Annotated in this window: 13 protein-coding genes; 12 read left to right on the forward strand and 1 reads right to left on the reverse strand. The window is 68.1% G+C overall.

What is annotated here, in order from left to right; translation table 11 throughout:
- The first annotated feature begins 6 nt into the window (after positions 1 to 6).
- Positions 7 to 2763, forward strand: coding sequence for an FtsK/SpoIIIE domain-containing protein (locus M3M28_RS05615; protein WP_249387829.1), 2757 nt, complete (start codon positions 7 to 9; stop codon positions 2761 to 2763).
- An 8-nt stretch (positions 2764 to 2771) separates the two neighbouring features.
- On the opposite strand, the gene M3M28_RS05620 is transcribed toward M3M28_RS05615, so the two are convergent.
- The gene (locus M3M28_RS05620) at positions 2772 to 3782 is read right to left on the reverse strand and encodes an asparaginase (RefSeq protein WP_249387830.1); all 1011 of its coding nucleotides are present in this window, start codon (positions 3780 to 3782) and stop codon (positions 2772 to 2774) included.
- A gap of 86 nt (positions 3783 to 3868) precedes the next feature.
- Between M3M28_RS05620 and M3M28_RS05625 the strand changes: the two genes are divergently transcribed.
- The 11 genes from M3M28_RS05625 (at position 3869) to nusA (ending at position 15669) form a co-directional block, all read left to right on the forward strand.
- Positions 3869 to 4981, forward strand: a complete 1113-nt coding sequence (locus M3M28_RS05625; protein ID WP_249387831.1) for a 1-deoxy-D-xylulose-5-phosphate reductoisomerase — start codon at positions 3869 to 3871, stop codon at positions 4979 to 4981.
- 37 nt (positions 4982 to 5018) lie between these two features.
- Positions 5019 to 6353 (forward strand): M50 family metallopeptidase, encoded by a 1335-nt coding sequence (locus M3M28_RS05630; protein WP_249387832.1) that lies wholly within the window; start codon positions 5019 to 5021, stop codon positions 6351 to 6353.
- A 71-nt stretch (positions 6354 to 6424) separates the two neighbouring features.
- Positions 6425 to 7570 (forward strand): flavodoxin-dependent (E)-4-hydroxy-3-methylbut-2-enyl-diphosphate synthase, encoded by a 1146-nt coding sequence (gene ispG, locus M3M28_RS05635; protein WP_249387833.1) that lies wholly within the window; start codon positions 6425 to 6427, stop codon positions 7568 to 7570.
- Between the two features lie 55 nt (positions 7571 to 7625).
- Positions 7626 to 8624: an AAA family ATPase gene (locus M3M28_RS05640; protein ID WP_249387834.1), complete on the forward strand. Its 999-nt coding sequence runs from the start codon at positions 7626 to 7628 to the stop codon at positions 8622 to 8624.
- On the forward strand, positions 8621 to 9511 hold the full coding sequence (locus M3M28_RS05645) for a DUF58 domain-containing protein (RefSeq protein ID WP_249387835.1): 891 nt from the start codon (positions 8621 to 8623) through the stop codon (positions 9509 to 9511). Before M3M28_RS05640 ends, M3M28_RS05645 begins: the two co-directional genes overlap by 4 nt.
- On the forward strand, positions 9498 to 10001 hold the full coding sequence (locus M3M28_RS05650) for a hypothetical protein (protein ID WP_249387836.1): 504 nt from the start codon (positions 9498 to 9500) through the stop codon (positions 9999 to 10001). Before M3M28_RS05645 ends, M3M28_RS05650 begins: the two co-directional genes overlap by 14 nt.
- Positions 9992 to 10984 carry a VWA domain-containing protein gene (locus M3M28_RS05655; protein WP_249387837.1) on the forward strand — a complete coding sequence of 331 codons (993 nt, stop codon included), beginning with the start codon at positions 9992 to 9994 and terminating at the stop codon, positions 10982 to 10984. Before M3M28_RS05650 ends, M3M28_RS05655 begins: the two co-directional genes overlap by 10 nt.
- On the forward strand, positions 10981 to 12012 hold the full coding sequence (locus M3M28_RS05660; RefSeq protein ID WP_249387838.1) for a vWA domain-containing protein: 1032 nt from the start codon (positions 10981 to 10983) through the stop codon (positions 12010 to 12012). The genes M3M28_RS05655 and M3M28_RS05660 overlap by 4 nt, the downstream gene beginning before the upstream one ends.
- On the forward strand, positions 12009 to 12815 hold the full coding sequence (locus M3M28_RS05665; protein ID WP_249387839.1) for a hypothetical protein: 807 nt from the start codon (positions 12009 to 12011) through the stop codon (positions 12813 to 12815). Before M3M28_RS05660 ends, M3M28_RS05665 begins: the two co-directional genes overlap by 4 nt.
- 11 nt (positions 12816 to 12826) lie before the next feature.
- Positions 12827 to 14590, forward strand: coding sequence for a proline--tRNA ligase (locus M3M28_RS05670; protein ID WP_249387840.1), 1764 nt, complete (start codon positions 12827 to 12829; stop codon positions 14588 to 14590).
- 50 nt (positions 14591 to 14640) lie between these two features.
- The gene (gene nusA / locus M3M28_RS05675) at positions 14641 to 15669 is read left to right on the forward strand and encodes a transcription termination factor NusA (RefSeq protein WP_249387841.1); all 1029 of its coding nucleotides are present in this window, start codon (positions 14641 to 14643) and stop codon (positions 15667 to 15669) included.
- Positions 15670 to 15675: the final 6 nt, after the last annotated feature.

The raw sequence follows: 15675 nt of genomic DNA on the forward strand, positions 1-15675 counted from the left end.
GGCCGGATGTCACTGCTCTCGCAGGTGGCCGAGACGCCGGCCGAGCAGCAGGAAGCTGCGCTGGCGCTGCCCGAACGCCCGAAGCTCGATCGGCCAAATGGCTTCCCTTACGTCATGGTGATCGCTCCGGTAATCATCGCCGGGGTGCTCTTCGCCGTGTTGCAGAGCCCCTACGTACTCATCTTCGCGGTGTTCGGGCCAGTGCTCGGCATCGCGAACGTCATCGACCAGCGGGTTGGTGGTCGCCGACGCTATCGCCGCGCATTCAAAGAGTATGAGCGCGAGGTTGAGGAGTGCCTGGCCCAGGCTCGCGCCGCCCATGACCGCATTCGCATGCGGGCCCGCATCGCGACTCCCATCGCGGAAGACATCGTGCGCGGCGCGCGCGTCAACGGCACCGCGGTCGCCCTCGGCACCACTTCTATTCGGGGCGAATTGCGCACGAGCGGCGTGAATGCCGAACTCGCGTCGCGGGTCTCGACGACTGCGGGCATGCCGGTCACCCTCGAAACTCGGTGCGTCGTGGTTTCGGGGGAGGCACCAGGGCTCATCGCCCTCGCGAGGGCCGTCGTGGTGGGGCTTTTGGCGACCGACCCGTCGGCACGGCTTGCGGTGGCGGGTAGCGCTCTCGGGCAGTTGCGGGCGGAGCTGCTTACGGCCGGTGTCCACCTCGACGCCTGCGCCGAGGCCGACCTGATTCTTGCTACGCATGTGCCGCGCGACGTGGATGACCGAGCTCAGCTGCAACTCGAAGCTGACGGCTCAGCGACACTCGTTGATGCCTCCGGTGTCGTGACCCGCATCGTGCCGGCCCAACTTGGCGCGCCCCAGCTTCGGGCGTGGCTTCCGACGGTAGTAGCGGCACAAGATGCCCGCCGACGGGCAGAGCAGCTCCTGCCCAACGACTGCCGGCTCGACGACCTCGCCGTCGCGGCAGCCAGGCCCGGCTCCGCAGCATTCCTGCTGGATGCGGCGGGCGCACGCAGCGTCGATTTGATCAGCGACGGACCCCACGCGGTCATCGGCGGCACGACCGGCAGCGGCAAGAGCGAGTTGCTTGTGGCGTGGGCGGTGGCCCTCGCCAAGCACCACACGAGCTCCGAGCTGACGATGCTCTGCCTCGACTTCAAAGGCGGCGCCACCTTCGACGCGCTCGCCTCGCTGCCGCATTGCGCGGGCATCGTGACCGACCTCGACGGTGACGATGCGCTGCGTGTGAGCGAGAGCTTGCGCGCCGAGCTTCGCCGGCGCGAGCAATGGCTGCGTGATCACGGGCTGCGCGATCTGGCTCCCGACGGTGTTGCCGGAATGACTCGACTCGTGGTGTTTATTGACGAGTTTCAGGCGCTCGTCGGCGCGCATCCACAACTCCAGGAGTTGATCGCCGACGTGGCGGCACGCGGCAGAAGCCTCGGCATTCACCTCGTCATGTGCACTCAGCGACCCACCGGCACGTTTCGGGAGGAACTCCTCGCGAATTGCTCACTCCGAATTTGCTTGCGCGTCGAGCAGACCAGCGACTCGCAGACCCTCCTCGGCACTACCGACGCGATTAAGATCCCGGCGGCGCAGCGCGGACGCGCCTGGTTGCGCATCGGCGGGGTCAACTCGCTCGTGCAAGTTGCGAGAGCCGGCCAGCCGCTCATTGAGCGAATAGCTCGCCACGAGCGAGCACGGCTCCGTCGCGCCGGCGGCGCCGCACCCCGCGCGCTCTGGCATCCGCCGCTGCCGAACGTCCTGGCAGCCAGCGACTTGCCCTCGGCGGGCACCGACGAGCTCGTCTTCGGCGAAGTCGATCTGCCTTCGCAGCAGGCGCGTCGCGCGGCATCATTGCGTGCCGGCCAACAATTGTTCGTGCTCGGGGCCGGCGGTTGTGGCCGGACCACGACCATCGACACGCTTGCCGAGGCCGCACGCGGGACGGGCTGGGAGGTCGTACGGGTGCCGCGCGACGCGGAGGGAGCGTGGGACGCCATCGAGCGGCTCTCGGCGGCCCCGGAAGTTGCGCCGCGGCACCGGCTCGTCGTCATCGATGACCTTGACGCAATCGAACAACGACTCGGCGACGAACACCGGGCGGCGCTGCTTGATCGGCTGCACACGTTCCTCCGGCACGCGTCGGAGCGGGCAACGAGCGTTGTCGTATCGGCACGGCGGTGCGGGGGCCAGCTATTGCGCATCCAACAGCAGTGCGATCAGACGTTGCGGCTCACGCACGCAACGCGCAACGACTGGATTCTGCAGGGCGGCGAACCGGCTGACTGGCAACCAAACTGGGCACCCGGCCGGGGGCGGCTCGGCCGTGACCTCGTACAGGTCGCAGTGGGCCAGCCGACGCCGGTCGAAGAACCAGCGCAACTCCGATGGTTGCCGTTCTCTGCGGCAGGCGGGGGAGTCGCTCTCGTCGCCCGCCGCGGCGCGCCGATCGCGCAGGCGCTTGAGCGAAGCGGGGCCACGGTGCTTCCGCCGCCGAGCGCGGCAACGCTGCGCGAGCACGGCCTCGGCGACGCTCACTACCTCGGCGACGTCGAGCAGTGGCTGGGCGCGTACGGGGCCATCGCCCGGGTCGCCGAACACCGCGACGTCGCCCTCATCGGCATCACCCCCGGCGAGTGGCGCAGCCTCTTCCGAGCCGACCCGTTGCCGCCGGCAGTGCGCGACCTCGGTTCGCGGGGATTCCTGCGCACCCCGCAGGGAACGGTGCGTCGGCTTCAGGTGCGTGACGGCGTGCCGATCGCAATCGAGGCGATGGCAGCAACGTGAGCCAGCGCCTAGAACGTGGTGGGAACGTCCTTGCCGAGCATGATGCTGCCGACGGGCTGCCCGCCGCCGAGCACCTCGAGTCGCAGGGCGGGCAGCACCCGCTGCGCGCCCTCCGCGTCGATGCTGCCAGCAGCGAGCAGCAGCTGCAGCGCGACGAGCATGCCGGCACGGTTGGAACCATCGAGCATCTTCACCGCGACGGAGGTGCCGTCGGGTGCGACGAGCACCTGGAGGCCCTCGGCGCCCGATTTGGCGAACACGCCGAGCTGCTCCATGACGACCGAGTCGGCGCGACCTGCGCCCTGGATCGTCCACGGATGCTCGAGCTGCGCGCGCCAGATCTTGGCGGCGTTACGGAAGATGGCAAAGGGCGAGCTCGACTGAGCCGTCGCGAACCGCGACATTGCCCGGGCCAGGCCCGTGAGCGAAATGGCGAACACGGGGGCACCGCAGCCGTCAACGCCGGTGGCGCGGATCTGCTCGCCCGAGAACCGCGCAACGGTCTGTGCCACGAGCTGCTGCAGCGGGTGGTCGGGCTGCAGGTAGGTCTCGACGGGCCACTCGGCGGCGCGGCAGGCCGCGAGGAAACCGGCGTGCTTGCCGGAGCATTCCATGTAAACCGAGGCCGAGGCTTCGCCGGAACGGATGAGCGAGTCGCGGCTCGCGCGGTCGAGCGGCCAGGCCGGCGGGCACTGCAGTGCCCGCTCGTCGAGCGCGGCGCGGCCGAGCACATCCCGCACCAGGGCCACGTGCCCGGGCGTGCCGATATGGCTCGCGCAGGCGATCGCGAGGTGCTCGCCGTCGAGCTCGGCGCCGGCCTCGAGCGAGGCGAGCGTCTGCAGGGCCTTGAGGGTCGAGCGCGCAAACACGGGGGAGGAGGGGCTGCCGAGTTCGTAGAGCAGTTCGCCCTCGCGGCCGACGACGACCGCGCTGCCGAGGTGGCGGGACTCGACAAAGCCATTGCGCGAGACCACCGCCAATTCGGCTGCGCTATCTCCCGTGAACGTAGCCGTCGTCATCGCTGCACCTCTCGCGTCTGCTGTATCGCTCCAACCTGGCCATGTTACGCACAAGGCGAGGAGCGTGACGGTCTACCTTGGGGACTATGCCTGATCTCAGACGCATCCTCGTGCTCGGCTCGACCGGGTCCATCGGCACCCAGACCCTCGACATCGTTCGCGCGAATCCAGACCGGTTCAAGGTGGTCGGGCTCAGCGCCGGTCGCAATCGCGAGCAGCTCGCCGCGCAGGCGGCAGAGTTTGGGATCCAAAGCTCGGCGACCGCGCTCGGCGCGGCCGACGCGGAGCGGCTCGTGCGAGACGTTGCGGCCGACGTCATCGTGAACGGCATCACCGGCTCGGTCGGGCTCGGCCCGACCCTTGCCGCCCTCGAGACTGGCACCACGCTGGCGCTCGCAAACAAGGAGTCGCTCATCGTCGGGGCGCCGCTGGTGCGCCAGATTGCCCGCCCTGGTCAGATCGTGCCCGTCGACTCAGAACACTCTGCGATCGCCCAGTGCCTCGCCGGCGGCACGCGCGGCGAGGTGTCGCGGCTCGTGCTCACGGCGTCCGGGGGCCCGTTCCGTGGGCGCAACCGCGCCGAGCTCGAGGCGGTCACCCCGGCCGACGCGCTCGCGCACCCCACCTGGGACATGGGCCGCGTCGTCACCACGAACTCGGCCACCCTCGTGAACAAGGGCCTCGAGATGATTGAAGCGAACCTGCTGTTCGACGTGCCGTTCGAGCGCATCGACGTAGTGATTCACCCGACGTCGATGGTGCACTCGATGGTCGAGTTCAGCGACGGGGCGACCATCGCGCAGGTGTCGAACCCCGACATGCGGCTCCCCATCGCCCTTGCGCTCGACTGGCCGCACCGCGTGCCCGGCGCGGTCGCACCGATTCGCTGGGGTGAGCCGGACTTCGAACAGACCTGGTCGTTTTCGGCGCCCGACCACGGGAACTTCCCGGCGCTACGGCTCGCGCGACGCGTCGGCGAGGCCGGCGGCGCGCATCCCGCCGTATTCAACGCCGCCAATGAGGTTGCGGTCGACGCCTTCCACGATGGCGCGCTGTCGTTCCTCGGCATCGTCGACACGGTGAGCGAGGTGGTCGACGGCTTTGCCGCCGACACCGGACCGGTGACGCGCGAGATGCTCGACCGAGCGGAAAGCTGGGCGCGCGAGGCGGCGAAGCAGCGCATCCTCCACCGCGCCTAGGCCGGCTCCCAAGCCTGCGGCGCTAGGCTTGCCGCTCGTGACTGGAATCGTGCTCTTCGTCGTTGGCATTCTCGCGGCCGTGCTCGGGCTCGGGATTTCCATCGCTTTGCACGAGTTGGGGCACCTGTTCTTCGCGAAGCGCTTCAACGTGCGCGTGCCGCAGTACATGATCGGCTTCGGCCCGACGATCTGGTCGTTCAAGCGCGGCGAAACCGAGTATGGCTTCAAGCTGCTGCCGCTTGGCGGTTACATCTCGATGATCGGCATGTACCCGCCCGAGCCCGGCGACAAGGCGAAGGCTGCCGGCACGGGTATGTTCAGCCGGCTCATTCAGGACGGCCGTGAGGCGAGCGCCGAGACCATCATGGTCGGCGAGGACGACCGCACCTTCTACCGCCTGCCGGTCTGGAAGCGCCTGCTGATCATGTTCGGCGGCCCGATCATGAACTTCGTGCTCGCGGCCATGATCTTCTCGATTGTCGCGGTCGGCTTCGGCGTCTATCAGCCGACGACGACGGTCGGCGACGTCTACGAGTGCGTCGTGCCCGCTGGCAGCGAGGCCTCGACCGACGAGTGCGACGAACCCTCGCCGGGTGCCGCAGCCGGGTTGCTGCCGGGCGACACCATCACCTCGCTGAACGGCTCGCCGCTGAGCGGCTGGGATGAGCTGCAGAGCACGATCCGTGTCTCGGCGGATGTGCCACTCACCCTCACGGTCGAGCGCGGGGACGAGACGCTCGATCTCACCGTGACGCCGCGGCCGAACGAGATCTACGTCACCGACCCGCAGACCGGTCAGGTGGTCGAGGACGAGAACGGCAACGCCCTCACCGAGACGGTCGGCTTCGTCGGCTTCACGGCCGTCAGCGCGCGCGAGCAGCAGGACCTCACGTTCGTGGGGGAGATGTACTGGGACAACCTCACGAGCGTCGCGAACGTCATCGTGACGATGCCCGAGCGCGTCGTGCAGATGTTCCAGGCCGGCTTTCTCGGCGCCGAGCGCGACCCCTACGGGCCGATGAGCGTGGTCGGGGTCGGCCGCATCACGGGCGAGGTCGTGTCGATGGAAGACACGCCCGTGCTCGACCGCGTCGCGACGGTGCTCTCGATCGTCGGCTCGCTCAACGTCATGCTCGGCGTGCTCAACCTCGTGCCGCTGCCGCCGCTCGACGGCGGACACATCGCGGCGGCGCTCTGGGATGGCCTGCGCCGCTGGTGGGCTCGCGTGCGCGGCAAGCCCGACCCCGGCCCGTTCGACGCCGCAAAGCTGCTGCCCGTCACGATGGTGATGGCGACCATCCTCATCCTCATTGGCGCGCTGTTCATCTTCACCGACATCGTGAACCCGATCAGCCTGTTCTCTTCGCCCTAACGACAGGCGTGATCGCTGACAGAGCAATCGGGAATACGGCGGGTGCAGGTGCCTCCGCGTAAACTGAGGGCGTGCCTGCAGTAAATCTCGGACTTCCCAGCGTCCCCTCCGTCATCACCCCGCGCCGCAAGACTCGCAAGGTCAAGCTCGGCTCGACGTTCGTGGGCGGCGACGCGCCGATTTCGGTGCAGTCGATGACCACGACGCCGACGACCGACATCAACGCGACGCTGCAGCAGATCGCCGAGCTCACCGCATCCGGCTGCGACATCGTGCGCGTGGCCGTGCCGAGCCGCGACGACGCCGAGGCGCTGCCGATCATCGCGAAGAAGAGCCAGATTCCGGTCATCGCCGACATTCACTTCCAGCCGAACTACGTGTTCCAGGCCATCGATGCTGGCTGCGCCGGCGTGCGCGTCAACCCGGGCAACATCCGTAAGTTCGACGACAAGGTCGGCGACATTGCGAAGGCGGCGAAGGATGCCGGTGTTGCGCTGCGCATCGGCGTGAACGCCGGTTCGCTCGAGCCCTCGCTGCTGCAAAAGTACGGCAAGCCCACCGCCGAGGCGCTCGTCGAGTCGGCGGTGTGGGAAGCGAGCCTGTTCGAGGAGCACGACTTCCACGACTTCGGTATCTCGGTGAAGCACAACGACCCGGTAGTCATGGTGCGGGCCTACCGCATGCTCTCCGAGCGCGGCGACTGGCCGCTGCACCTCGGCGTTACCGAGGCTGGGCCCGCCTTCCAGGGCACCATCAAGTCGGCCGTCGCCTTCGGCTCGCTGCTGTCCGACGGCATCGGCGACACGATTCGCGTATCGCTCTCGGCGCCCCCGGTCGAAGAGGTCAAAGTCGGCCTGCAGATCCTGCAGTCGCTCAACCTGCGCGAACGCCGCCTCGAAATCGTCTCGTGCCCGTCGTGCGGCCGCGCCCAGGTCGACGTCTACACCCTCGCCGACTCGGTGCAGGAGGGCCTCAAGCACCTCACGGTGCCGATCCGCGTCGCGGTCATGGGCTGCGTCGTCAACGGCCCGGGCGAGGCCCGCGAGGCCGACCTCGGCGTCGCGAGCGGCAACGGCAAGGGCCAGATCTTCGTCAAGGGCGAGGTCATCAAGACCGTGCAGGAAGATCAGATCGTCGAGACGCTGATTCAGGAAGCCGAGCGCATCGCGGCCGAAATGCCGTCGGATGTGCAGGGCACGCCCGAAGTCATCGCCTAGTTCTGTTCTGGGGCCGACTTCGGTCTGACGCAGTCGCGAGCGCGGGCTGCGTACGATGGCTGGCATGACTGCCTCCCGCATCACCCACGACGACCTCGCAAGAGCGTACGACCTCACCGGCAGGATCGGCACCGCACTTGAAAGTCGGGTGGTGGGGCAGGATCGGCTCCGGCAGACGCTGCTCATCGGCCTGCTCACGGGAGGCCACGTGCTGCTCGAATCGGTGCCCGGCCTCGCGAAGACCACGGCGGCCGAGACGCTCGCGGCGGCGCTCGACGGCCAGTTCCGGCGCATCCAGTGCACGCCCGACCTGCTGCCGAGCGATATCATCGGCACGCAGGTCTACGACGCGGTCGAGGCGCGCTTCGAGACCCGGCTCGGCCCGGTGCACGCGAACGTCGTGCTGCTCGACGAGATCAATCGCTCGAGCGCCAAGACCCAGTCAGCCATGCTCGAGGCGATGCAGGAGCGCCAGACGACGATCGGCGGCAAGCGCTACCCGCTGCCCGACCCGTTCCTCGTGATCGCGACGCAGAACCCCATCGAGCAGGAGGGCACGTACGTGCTCGCCGAGGCACAGCTCGACCGCTTCATGCTCAAGGATGTGCTCGACTACCCGCAGCCGCACGAAGAGGCCGAGGTGCTGCGCCGCATCGATGCGGGAGTGTTCCTTGACCACCCCGAGCCCGTGGCATCGCTCGAAGAAATCCTGCAGCTGCAGGAACTCACCCGCCGCGTCTACATCGACCCAGCGATCACCGAGTACATCGTGTCGATCGCCTACGTCACCCGGCACGTCGACCAGTACCTCGACCCCGACATTGCTCGCCTCGTCGAGGCGGGTGTCTCGCCCCGCGCGTCGATCAACTTCACCGCGGGCGCCCGCGCGGTCGCGCTGCTGCAGGGCCGCGACCACGTGATTCCCGAGGATGTGCGCTCGCTCGCGTACCGCATCCTGCGCCACCGCGTGCTGCTCGGCTTCGAGGCCGAGGCCACCGGCGTTCGGCCCGAGCAGGTCATCGACGCGATCCTGCAGGCGGTTCGCACGCCGTGACCGAGGAGGCACTGCTCACGCGCGTCAAGACGAAGCTGTTTCTGCGGTCTCGTCGACGCGCCACGCACCTGCTCGAGGGCCAGTACGCCGCGATGCATCGTGGCCGCAGCATGGACTTTGACGATCTGCGCGAGTACGAGCCGGGCGACGAGGTGGCCGACATCGATTGGAACGCCTCGGCTCGCTCGGGCACGACGCTCGTGCGGCGCTGGGCCGATGAGCGGCGCAACCGGGTCTGCTTCGTCATGGATTCGGGTCGCAACATGGCCACCGGCTCAACCGCCGGCGATTCGAAGCGCGACATCGCGGTGATGGCGGCCGGCGCGCTCGGCTACATCGCGCAGCGTCACGGCGACGAGGTCGCCTTCATTAGCGGCAACGCCGACGGCGTGCACCAGCTGCCGTTCCGTGCCACCGAGGGCGCGCTCGAGCGAGGCCTTCGGGCCGCGAGCGAGCCGATCGCCATCGATGGTGCCCGCAGCGACGTGCTCGGCCTGCTCGACCGCGCCCGCGTCACGCTCAAGCAGCGGATGTTCGTGGTCGTCATCGCCGATGAGTTGCCCCTGGATGCGCGGCTCCGCGAGCAGCTCGGCGCGCTGTCTGCCGCGCACCAGCTCGTGTGGCTCGAGGTCGGCGACGGCGACCCGATTGGGCACGGCGGCGAGGCCCCGAGCTTTGACGTCGACGACGGTTGGGAAATGCCACGCACGCTCGCGCGCTCGCCGAAACTGCGCCGCGAGCTCGACATCGCGATGGCGGAACGCGCCCGCGAACTGCGCACCGAACTCGAACGGCGGGGCGTTTCACATACCCGCATCGAGAGCGTCGACGCGACGGTGCCCGCCCTGCTCGAACTCCTGCGAGTGAGGCAGCATGCCCGCATCTAACTTCGCCAGCGCCACCACTCCACCCGAGCTGCCCGGCGAGGTGCTTCCGCTCGTCGGCTACAGCCCCTTCTGGCTCTGGCTGGGCATCGCCCTTGTGGCCGTCATCGCGCTCTACTACCTGCTCGTCTGGGTCTTCACCCGCGATCGTGGGGAAGATACCGCGCCCGAGCCGGAGGCGGAGGTTGACGTGGACGCGGCCCGCATCGAGGCATTCTGGCGGGTCGACGACATCGAGCGGCGGGCGCGTGCGGGTGAACTCGACGACCGATCCGCATATGAGCAGCTCAGCGCGACGATCCGCGAGTTCGTGGCCGACGCGACCGGCGTGCCCGCCGACCACATGACGCTGGCTGACCTGTCCCGTACGCAGCTGCACGGCACCACGCGGACGGTGGCGCAGCTTTACCCGGGCATCTTCGCGCCCGAGGCGCAGCGCGACGTCGCCGCGGCGACCCGAGACGCGAGGGCGGTGATTTCGGGATGGAACTAGCGTTCTGGTGGTTGCCCATCGTCGTCATCGTGACGCTCGTCGCTGCCATTGCCGCGGGGTGGTGGCTCGGCCGGCACCGCGCCGGCGGGCGAGCGATTGCGAACTCTTGGCGCGTCACTGAGTTGCCCGGTTATCGGAAGGCACTCGCGCGTTCGGGCCTGTTCATCGGCGTGACGGCGGTCGTGCTCGCCCTTGTGTTGGCCACGGGCACCGTGGCGGCCGCACGCTGGGTCTACACCCGGGTGGAGACGCCCGAGAAATACAACCGCGACATCGTGCTCTGCCTCGACGTCTCGGGCTCGATGACCGAATACGACGCCGACGTGATCGACCGCTACCTCGAGATGCTGCCCGGCTTCGAGGGCGAGCGCATGTCGCTCGTGCTCTGGAACTCCTCGGCCGTGCCCGTGTTCCCGTTGACCGACGACTACGCGTTCGTCGAAGATCAACTCAAGACCGTGCGCGACGCGATGAAGTCGGGCACCGGTTCGGCCGTGTACACGAGCGGCACGCTCACGCGCCCCGGCGCGTCGCTCGTCGGCGACGGCCTCGCCTCCTGCGTCATGCAGTTCCCCGGCGCCGAGCCGTCCTCCGAGGAGCCACCTGTCGACGATGGACGCTCGAGGTCGATCATCCTCGCCACCGACAACGTCGTGAACGGCGCGCCGACCGTCTCACTCGACCAGGCCGCGGCCTACGCCCGCGACAACTTCATCACGGTGTTCGGCCTCGACGCGAACGAGTACCGCGACGCCTTCGCGGCCGAGTACGAGGGCGTCATGAGCCAGTACGAATTCCCTTACTTCCCACTCACCGCTGAAGACTCGGTCGATGAGATCGTCGACACGATCACGAGCGAACAGACGAGCAAGATTCAGGGCGCGCCGCAGCTCTATGTCATCGACCGCCCCGAATTCTGGCTCTGGGGGCTGCTCATCGGCGTGCCGGTGTTCCTCGTCTGCGCGAGGAGGCTCCGGATATGACCTGGAATCCCATGCTCGAGCCATGGCTGCTCGTGGTGGTCGCGGTGCTGCTCGTCGGCTACGTCGTCTACGCGGCGATTCGCGCATCCGCCCGGGCCCGGCTCATGTGGCTCGGGCGCCTGGTGATGGTGCTCGCGCTCGTCGCGGCGCTCGCACGTCCCGGAATCGGTACCTACTCGGCGAACGTCGCGAACGATGCGGTCGACGTTGTGTTTGTCGTCGATACCTCGGCGTCGGTCGGGGCCGAAGACTGGGGCGGCGAAGCCGTGCGACTCGAGGGCATGAAGGAAGACATCAAGCAGCTCGCCGCGGATCACCCGGGGGCGCGCTACGCCATGATCACCTTCAACTCGGTCGCGTCGCAGCGCTTGCCCTTCACCACCGATGCCACCGCGCTGCAGGAGGCGGTCGATCTCCTCACGCCGGAGGACGGCTACTACGCAATGGGCTCCTCGCCCACGGTCGCGGCCGATCTCCTGCACGAGGTACTACGGGATGCGGTCGAGGCCGACCCCGAGGGCGAGCGTGCGCGGCTCGTCTACTACCTGGGCGATGGGGAGGACACGCTCAACGGCGAGGAGGAAGACTTCTCGGAGTCAGCGGGCCTCGTGCAGGGCGGGAGCGTGCTCGGATACGGCACGAAGGCCGGCGCGAAAGTGCGCGCGTACGACACCTACGCCCGTGACTACGCCGACTACATCTACGACTCCGGCAGCTACGAGCCAGGCATCTCGAAGATTGACGAGGACACCCTCGACAGCATCGCGCAGCAGCTGCGCGTGAGCTATCAGCACCGCGACGCGTCCTCCGAGCCGGAGGCGGCGGACGTCGATGTGCGACGCGGCACCCTGGCGCCCGACACCGCCAATCGCATGAGCTTCCCGATCTACTGGGTATTCGCGATGGTCATTGTCGGCTGGCTGCTCATCGAGAGCTTCCTGCTTGTGCGGGCGGGCCGAGAGGTGCGCGACGCACTCACCGACCAGGAACGGCGAGAGGATGCACGCGAGGCGGGTGACGACGTATGAGTGAGGACAAGAGCGATTTCGTGAGCGACCGCACGGTGCGTCACAAGCGCAAGGCCAAGGTGCAGGACCCGGCGATCGCCAAGGCGCGCCGGCGTCGGCACCTTCGTCGCCGCCTCATGCTCTGGAGCCTGCCGCTCGCCATCGCCCTGTTGCTGGTGTCGGCGAAGCTCATCTCGCAACACGTCATTGCGCAGACCGCACTCAGTCAGTACTCGCAGACCGAGTACGAGGGCTCGTTGAACACTTCGGGCCAGCTCAAGTTCGTGAACGTCGTCGAGCCGTGGAAGCCGTTCTACAACATGGGCACGAACTACCTGCGGCTGGATGCGCTGGCCGAGGCACAGGAGCAATTCCACTCTGCGCTCGACCTGGCGAGCCCGGCGGAGCAGTGCCCGATCCGTGCGAACCTCGCGATCGCGATCGAGCGGGAGGGCGACCTCGCCCTCGAGGCGGAGGACGTGCAGACGGCCGTCGCGAAGTATCAGGAGGCGCTGACGGTGCTCGAGGAGGCCGACGCAAGTTGCGAGTTCTCGACCTCGAACCGCTCGATCACCGACAGCGACGCCCGCATCACCGAGAAGCTCGAAGAACTGCAGCAGCAGGACGAGCAGCCGCAGGATGATGGGGGCGACGGGTCGGACAGCCCCGGTGGCGAGAGCGACGGCGGCAGCGAATCGCAGCCCGATCCGGATGCGCTCGACGAGCTCGAGAACGGGCTCGGCGACAATCAGCAGGATCGCCAGAACGACGTCGAGGACGAAGAGGGCGGTTATGGGCAGAGCCAGCCCGATCAACCGTGGTAACGCGGGGTACGATGGCCGACGTGATCCAACGCCTGTCGAACTACTTCCTTCGCACGCTCCGCGACAACCCGGCCGACGCCGAGGTCGCCAGCCACCGCCTACTCGTTCGCGCCGGGTACATCCGACGCCAGGCGCCAGGCATTTTCGCCTGGCTGCCGATCGGGCTGCGAGTTCGCCGGCGCGTTGAGGCGATCGTCCGCGAGGAACTCACGGCAGCCGGCGCGCAGGAGATGCTCTTCCCGGCACTGCTGCCGCAGGAGTTCTACGAGGCGACCGGTCGCGTCGAGGACTACGGCGACGGGATGTTCCACCTCCGCGACCGCAAGGACGCCGAGATGGTGCTCGCGCCGACGCACGAGGAGGCGTTTACCCTCGCGGTGAAGGACCTCTTCTCGTCGTACAAGGACCTCCCGATCACGATCTACCAGATTCAGGACAAGTACCGCGACGAGGCCCGCCCTCGCGCCGGCATCCTGCGCGGCCGCGAGTTCACGATGAAGGACGCCTACTCGTTCGACTGGAACGACGAGGGCCTCGAGGCGAGCTACCAGGCGCAGCGCGACGCGTACGAGCGCATCTTCCGCCGGCTCGGACTCGACTACGTCATCGTCGCCGCCGACTCGGGCGCCATGGGCGGTTCGAAGTCGGAGGAGTTCCTGCACCCGACCGAGATCGGTGAGGACACCTTCGTGCGCACGGCCGACGGCAGCTACGCGGCGAACGTGGAGGCCTACACGGCGACCCCGGCCGAGCCTCGCGACGCGTCGGGCGACCCGGCCGTCGAGGTGTTCGACACCCCGAACGCGGGCACGATCGACGCGATCTGCGAAATGGAAAACATCACCGGCGACGCCACATTGAAGAACCTCGTGGTGGCGCTCACCGACCACGAGGGCAAGCGCGAGCTCGCGATTGTTGGACTGCAGGGCGACCGCGCGGTCGACATGAAGCGGCTCGAGATCGCTTTCGCACCCCGCGAGGTCGAGGCCGCGACCGAGGACGACCTCAAGGCGCATCCCGAACTCATTCGTGGTTACATCGGCCCGTGGAAGGACGGCAAGCAGTTCCTCGGCGAGGAATCGATCTCCGGCATCCCGTACTTCCTCGACACCCGCATCGGCGACGGCTCGACCTGGGTCACCGGAGCGAACGTGAATGAGCAGCACGTGCGGCACCTCGTGTTCGGCCGCGACTTCGTGGCCGACGGCCGCGTCGAGGCCGCCGAGGTGCGCGACGGCGACCCGGCCCCCGGCGGGCTCGGCCCGATCACCGCGGAGCGCGGCACCGAGATTGGCCACGTCTTCCAGCTCGGCCGCAAGTACGCCGAGGCGCTCGGCGCCAAGGTGCTCGACCCCAACGGCAAGCAGGTTGTCGTGACCATGGGTTCTTACGGCATCGGCGTGACCCGAAACCTCGCCCTCGTAGCCGAGCAGAACCACGACGACCGAGGCCTGATCTGGCCCGAGGAGCTCGCACCCTTCGACGTCCACGTGATCGCCACGGGCAAGGGCGAGGCGCCCCTGCAGGTCGCCACGCAGCTCGCCGAGGGTGCTGAGGCCGAGGGGCTCGAGGTGCTCTTCGACGACCGTCCGAAGGAATCGCCCGGCGTGAAGTTCGGCGACGCCGAGCTCATCGGTATTCCCTGGATCCTCATCGCGGGCAAGACGGCGGCCGAGGGCATCGTTGAACTCTGGAACCGTCGCAGCAACGAACGCACCCAGGTCCCGATCGGCGAGGCAATTCCTGCGCTGCTCGCGGCCCGTGCGGTAAGATAATCGTTTCCGGCGCGAGGCCGGCACCGAAATCTGAATACGGAGGAGAGCCCATGAAGATCGATCCTGCAGTGCTGAGAACACTCGAGCGGGAACGGGAAATCCCCTTCGACGAACTCGTCGAGATCCTCGAGCAGGCCATCTTCGCCGCCTACGTAAAGCACACGACCGCCGAGGTCGGCAAGGCCACGCCGCCGGAGGGCTCGCGCGTCAACCTCGACCGCCGCACCGGCGAGGTCACCATCGTTGAACCGCAGTACAACGAAGAGGGCGAGGTGATCGGCGAGGCGCTTCTGCCGGCAGAAGACTTCGGCCGCATCGCGGCAGCCGCGGCGAAGCAGGTCATTACGCAGCGGATGCGCAACATCGACACCGACAAGGTGCTCGGCGAGTTCCGTGGTCGCGAGGGCGACATCGTCAACGGCGTGATCCAGCAGGGTGACGACCCGAAGATGGTGCGCATCGAGATCTCCCCGGGCGTCGAGGCGATCATGCCGCCCGAGGAGCAGGTACCGGGCGAGGACTACCGCCACGGCCGCCGCATCCGCGTCTTCGTGACGAAGGTCGAGCGAGTCGAGCGCGTGGGTCGCGGCACCCGCAGCGCGCGCATTACCGTCTCGCGCACCCACCCGCAGCTCGTGCGCAAGCTGTTCGCGAACGAGGTTCCCGAGATCGCCAACGGCATGGTCGACATCGTTGCGGTCGCTCGCGAGGCGGGCCACCGCTCGAAGGTCGCCGTGCGCGCGACCGAGCCGGGCTTCAACGCGAAGGGCGCTTGCATCGGCCCGCTCGGTGCTCGCGTACGCGCCGTGACGAATGAACTCGACGACGAGAAGATCGACATCGTCGACTACTCGAACAACCTCGCCGACTTCGTAGCCAACGCCCTGAGCCCCGCCAAGGTGTCGAGCTCGTTCGTGCTCGATCCGAAGACGAAGGCCGTGCGCGTGCTCGTTCCCGACTTCCAGCTGTCACTCGCGATCGGCAAGGAGGGGCAGAACGCCCGCCTCGCCGCGCGCCTCACCGGCGCCCGGATCGATATCCAGCCCGACAGCGTTATGGAAGACCCCGACGAGTCGTAGCGGCGC

This window comes from Gulosibacter sediminis, from assembly GCF_023370115.1.
GTDB lineage: Bacteria > Actinomycetota > Actinomycetes > Actinomycetales > Microbacteriaceae > Gulosibacter > Gulosibacter sediminis_A.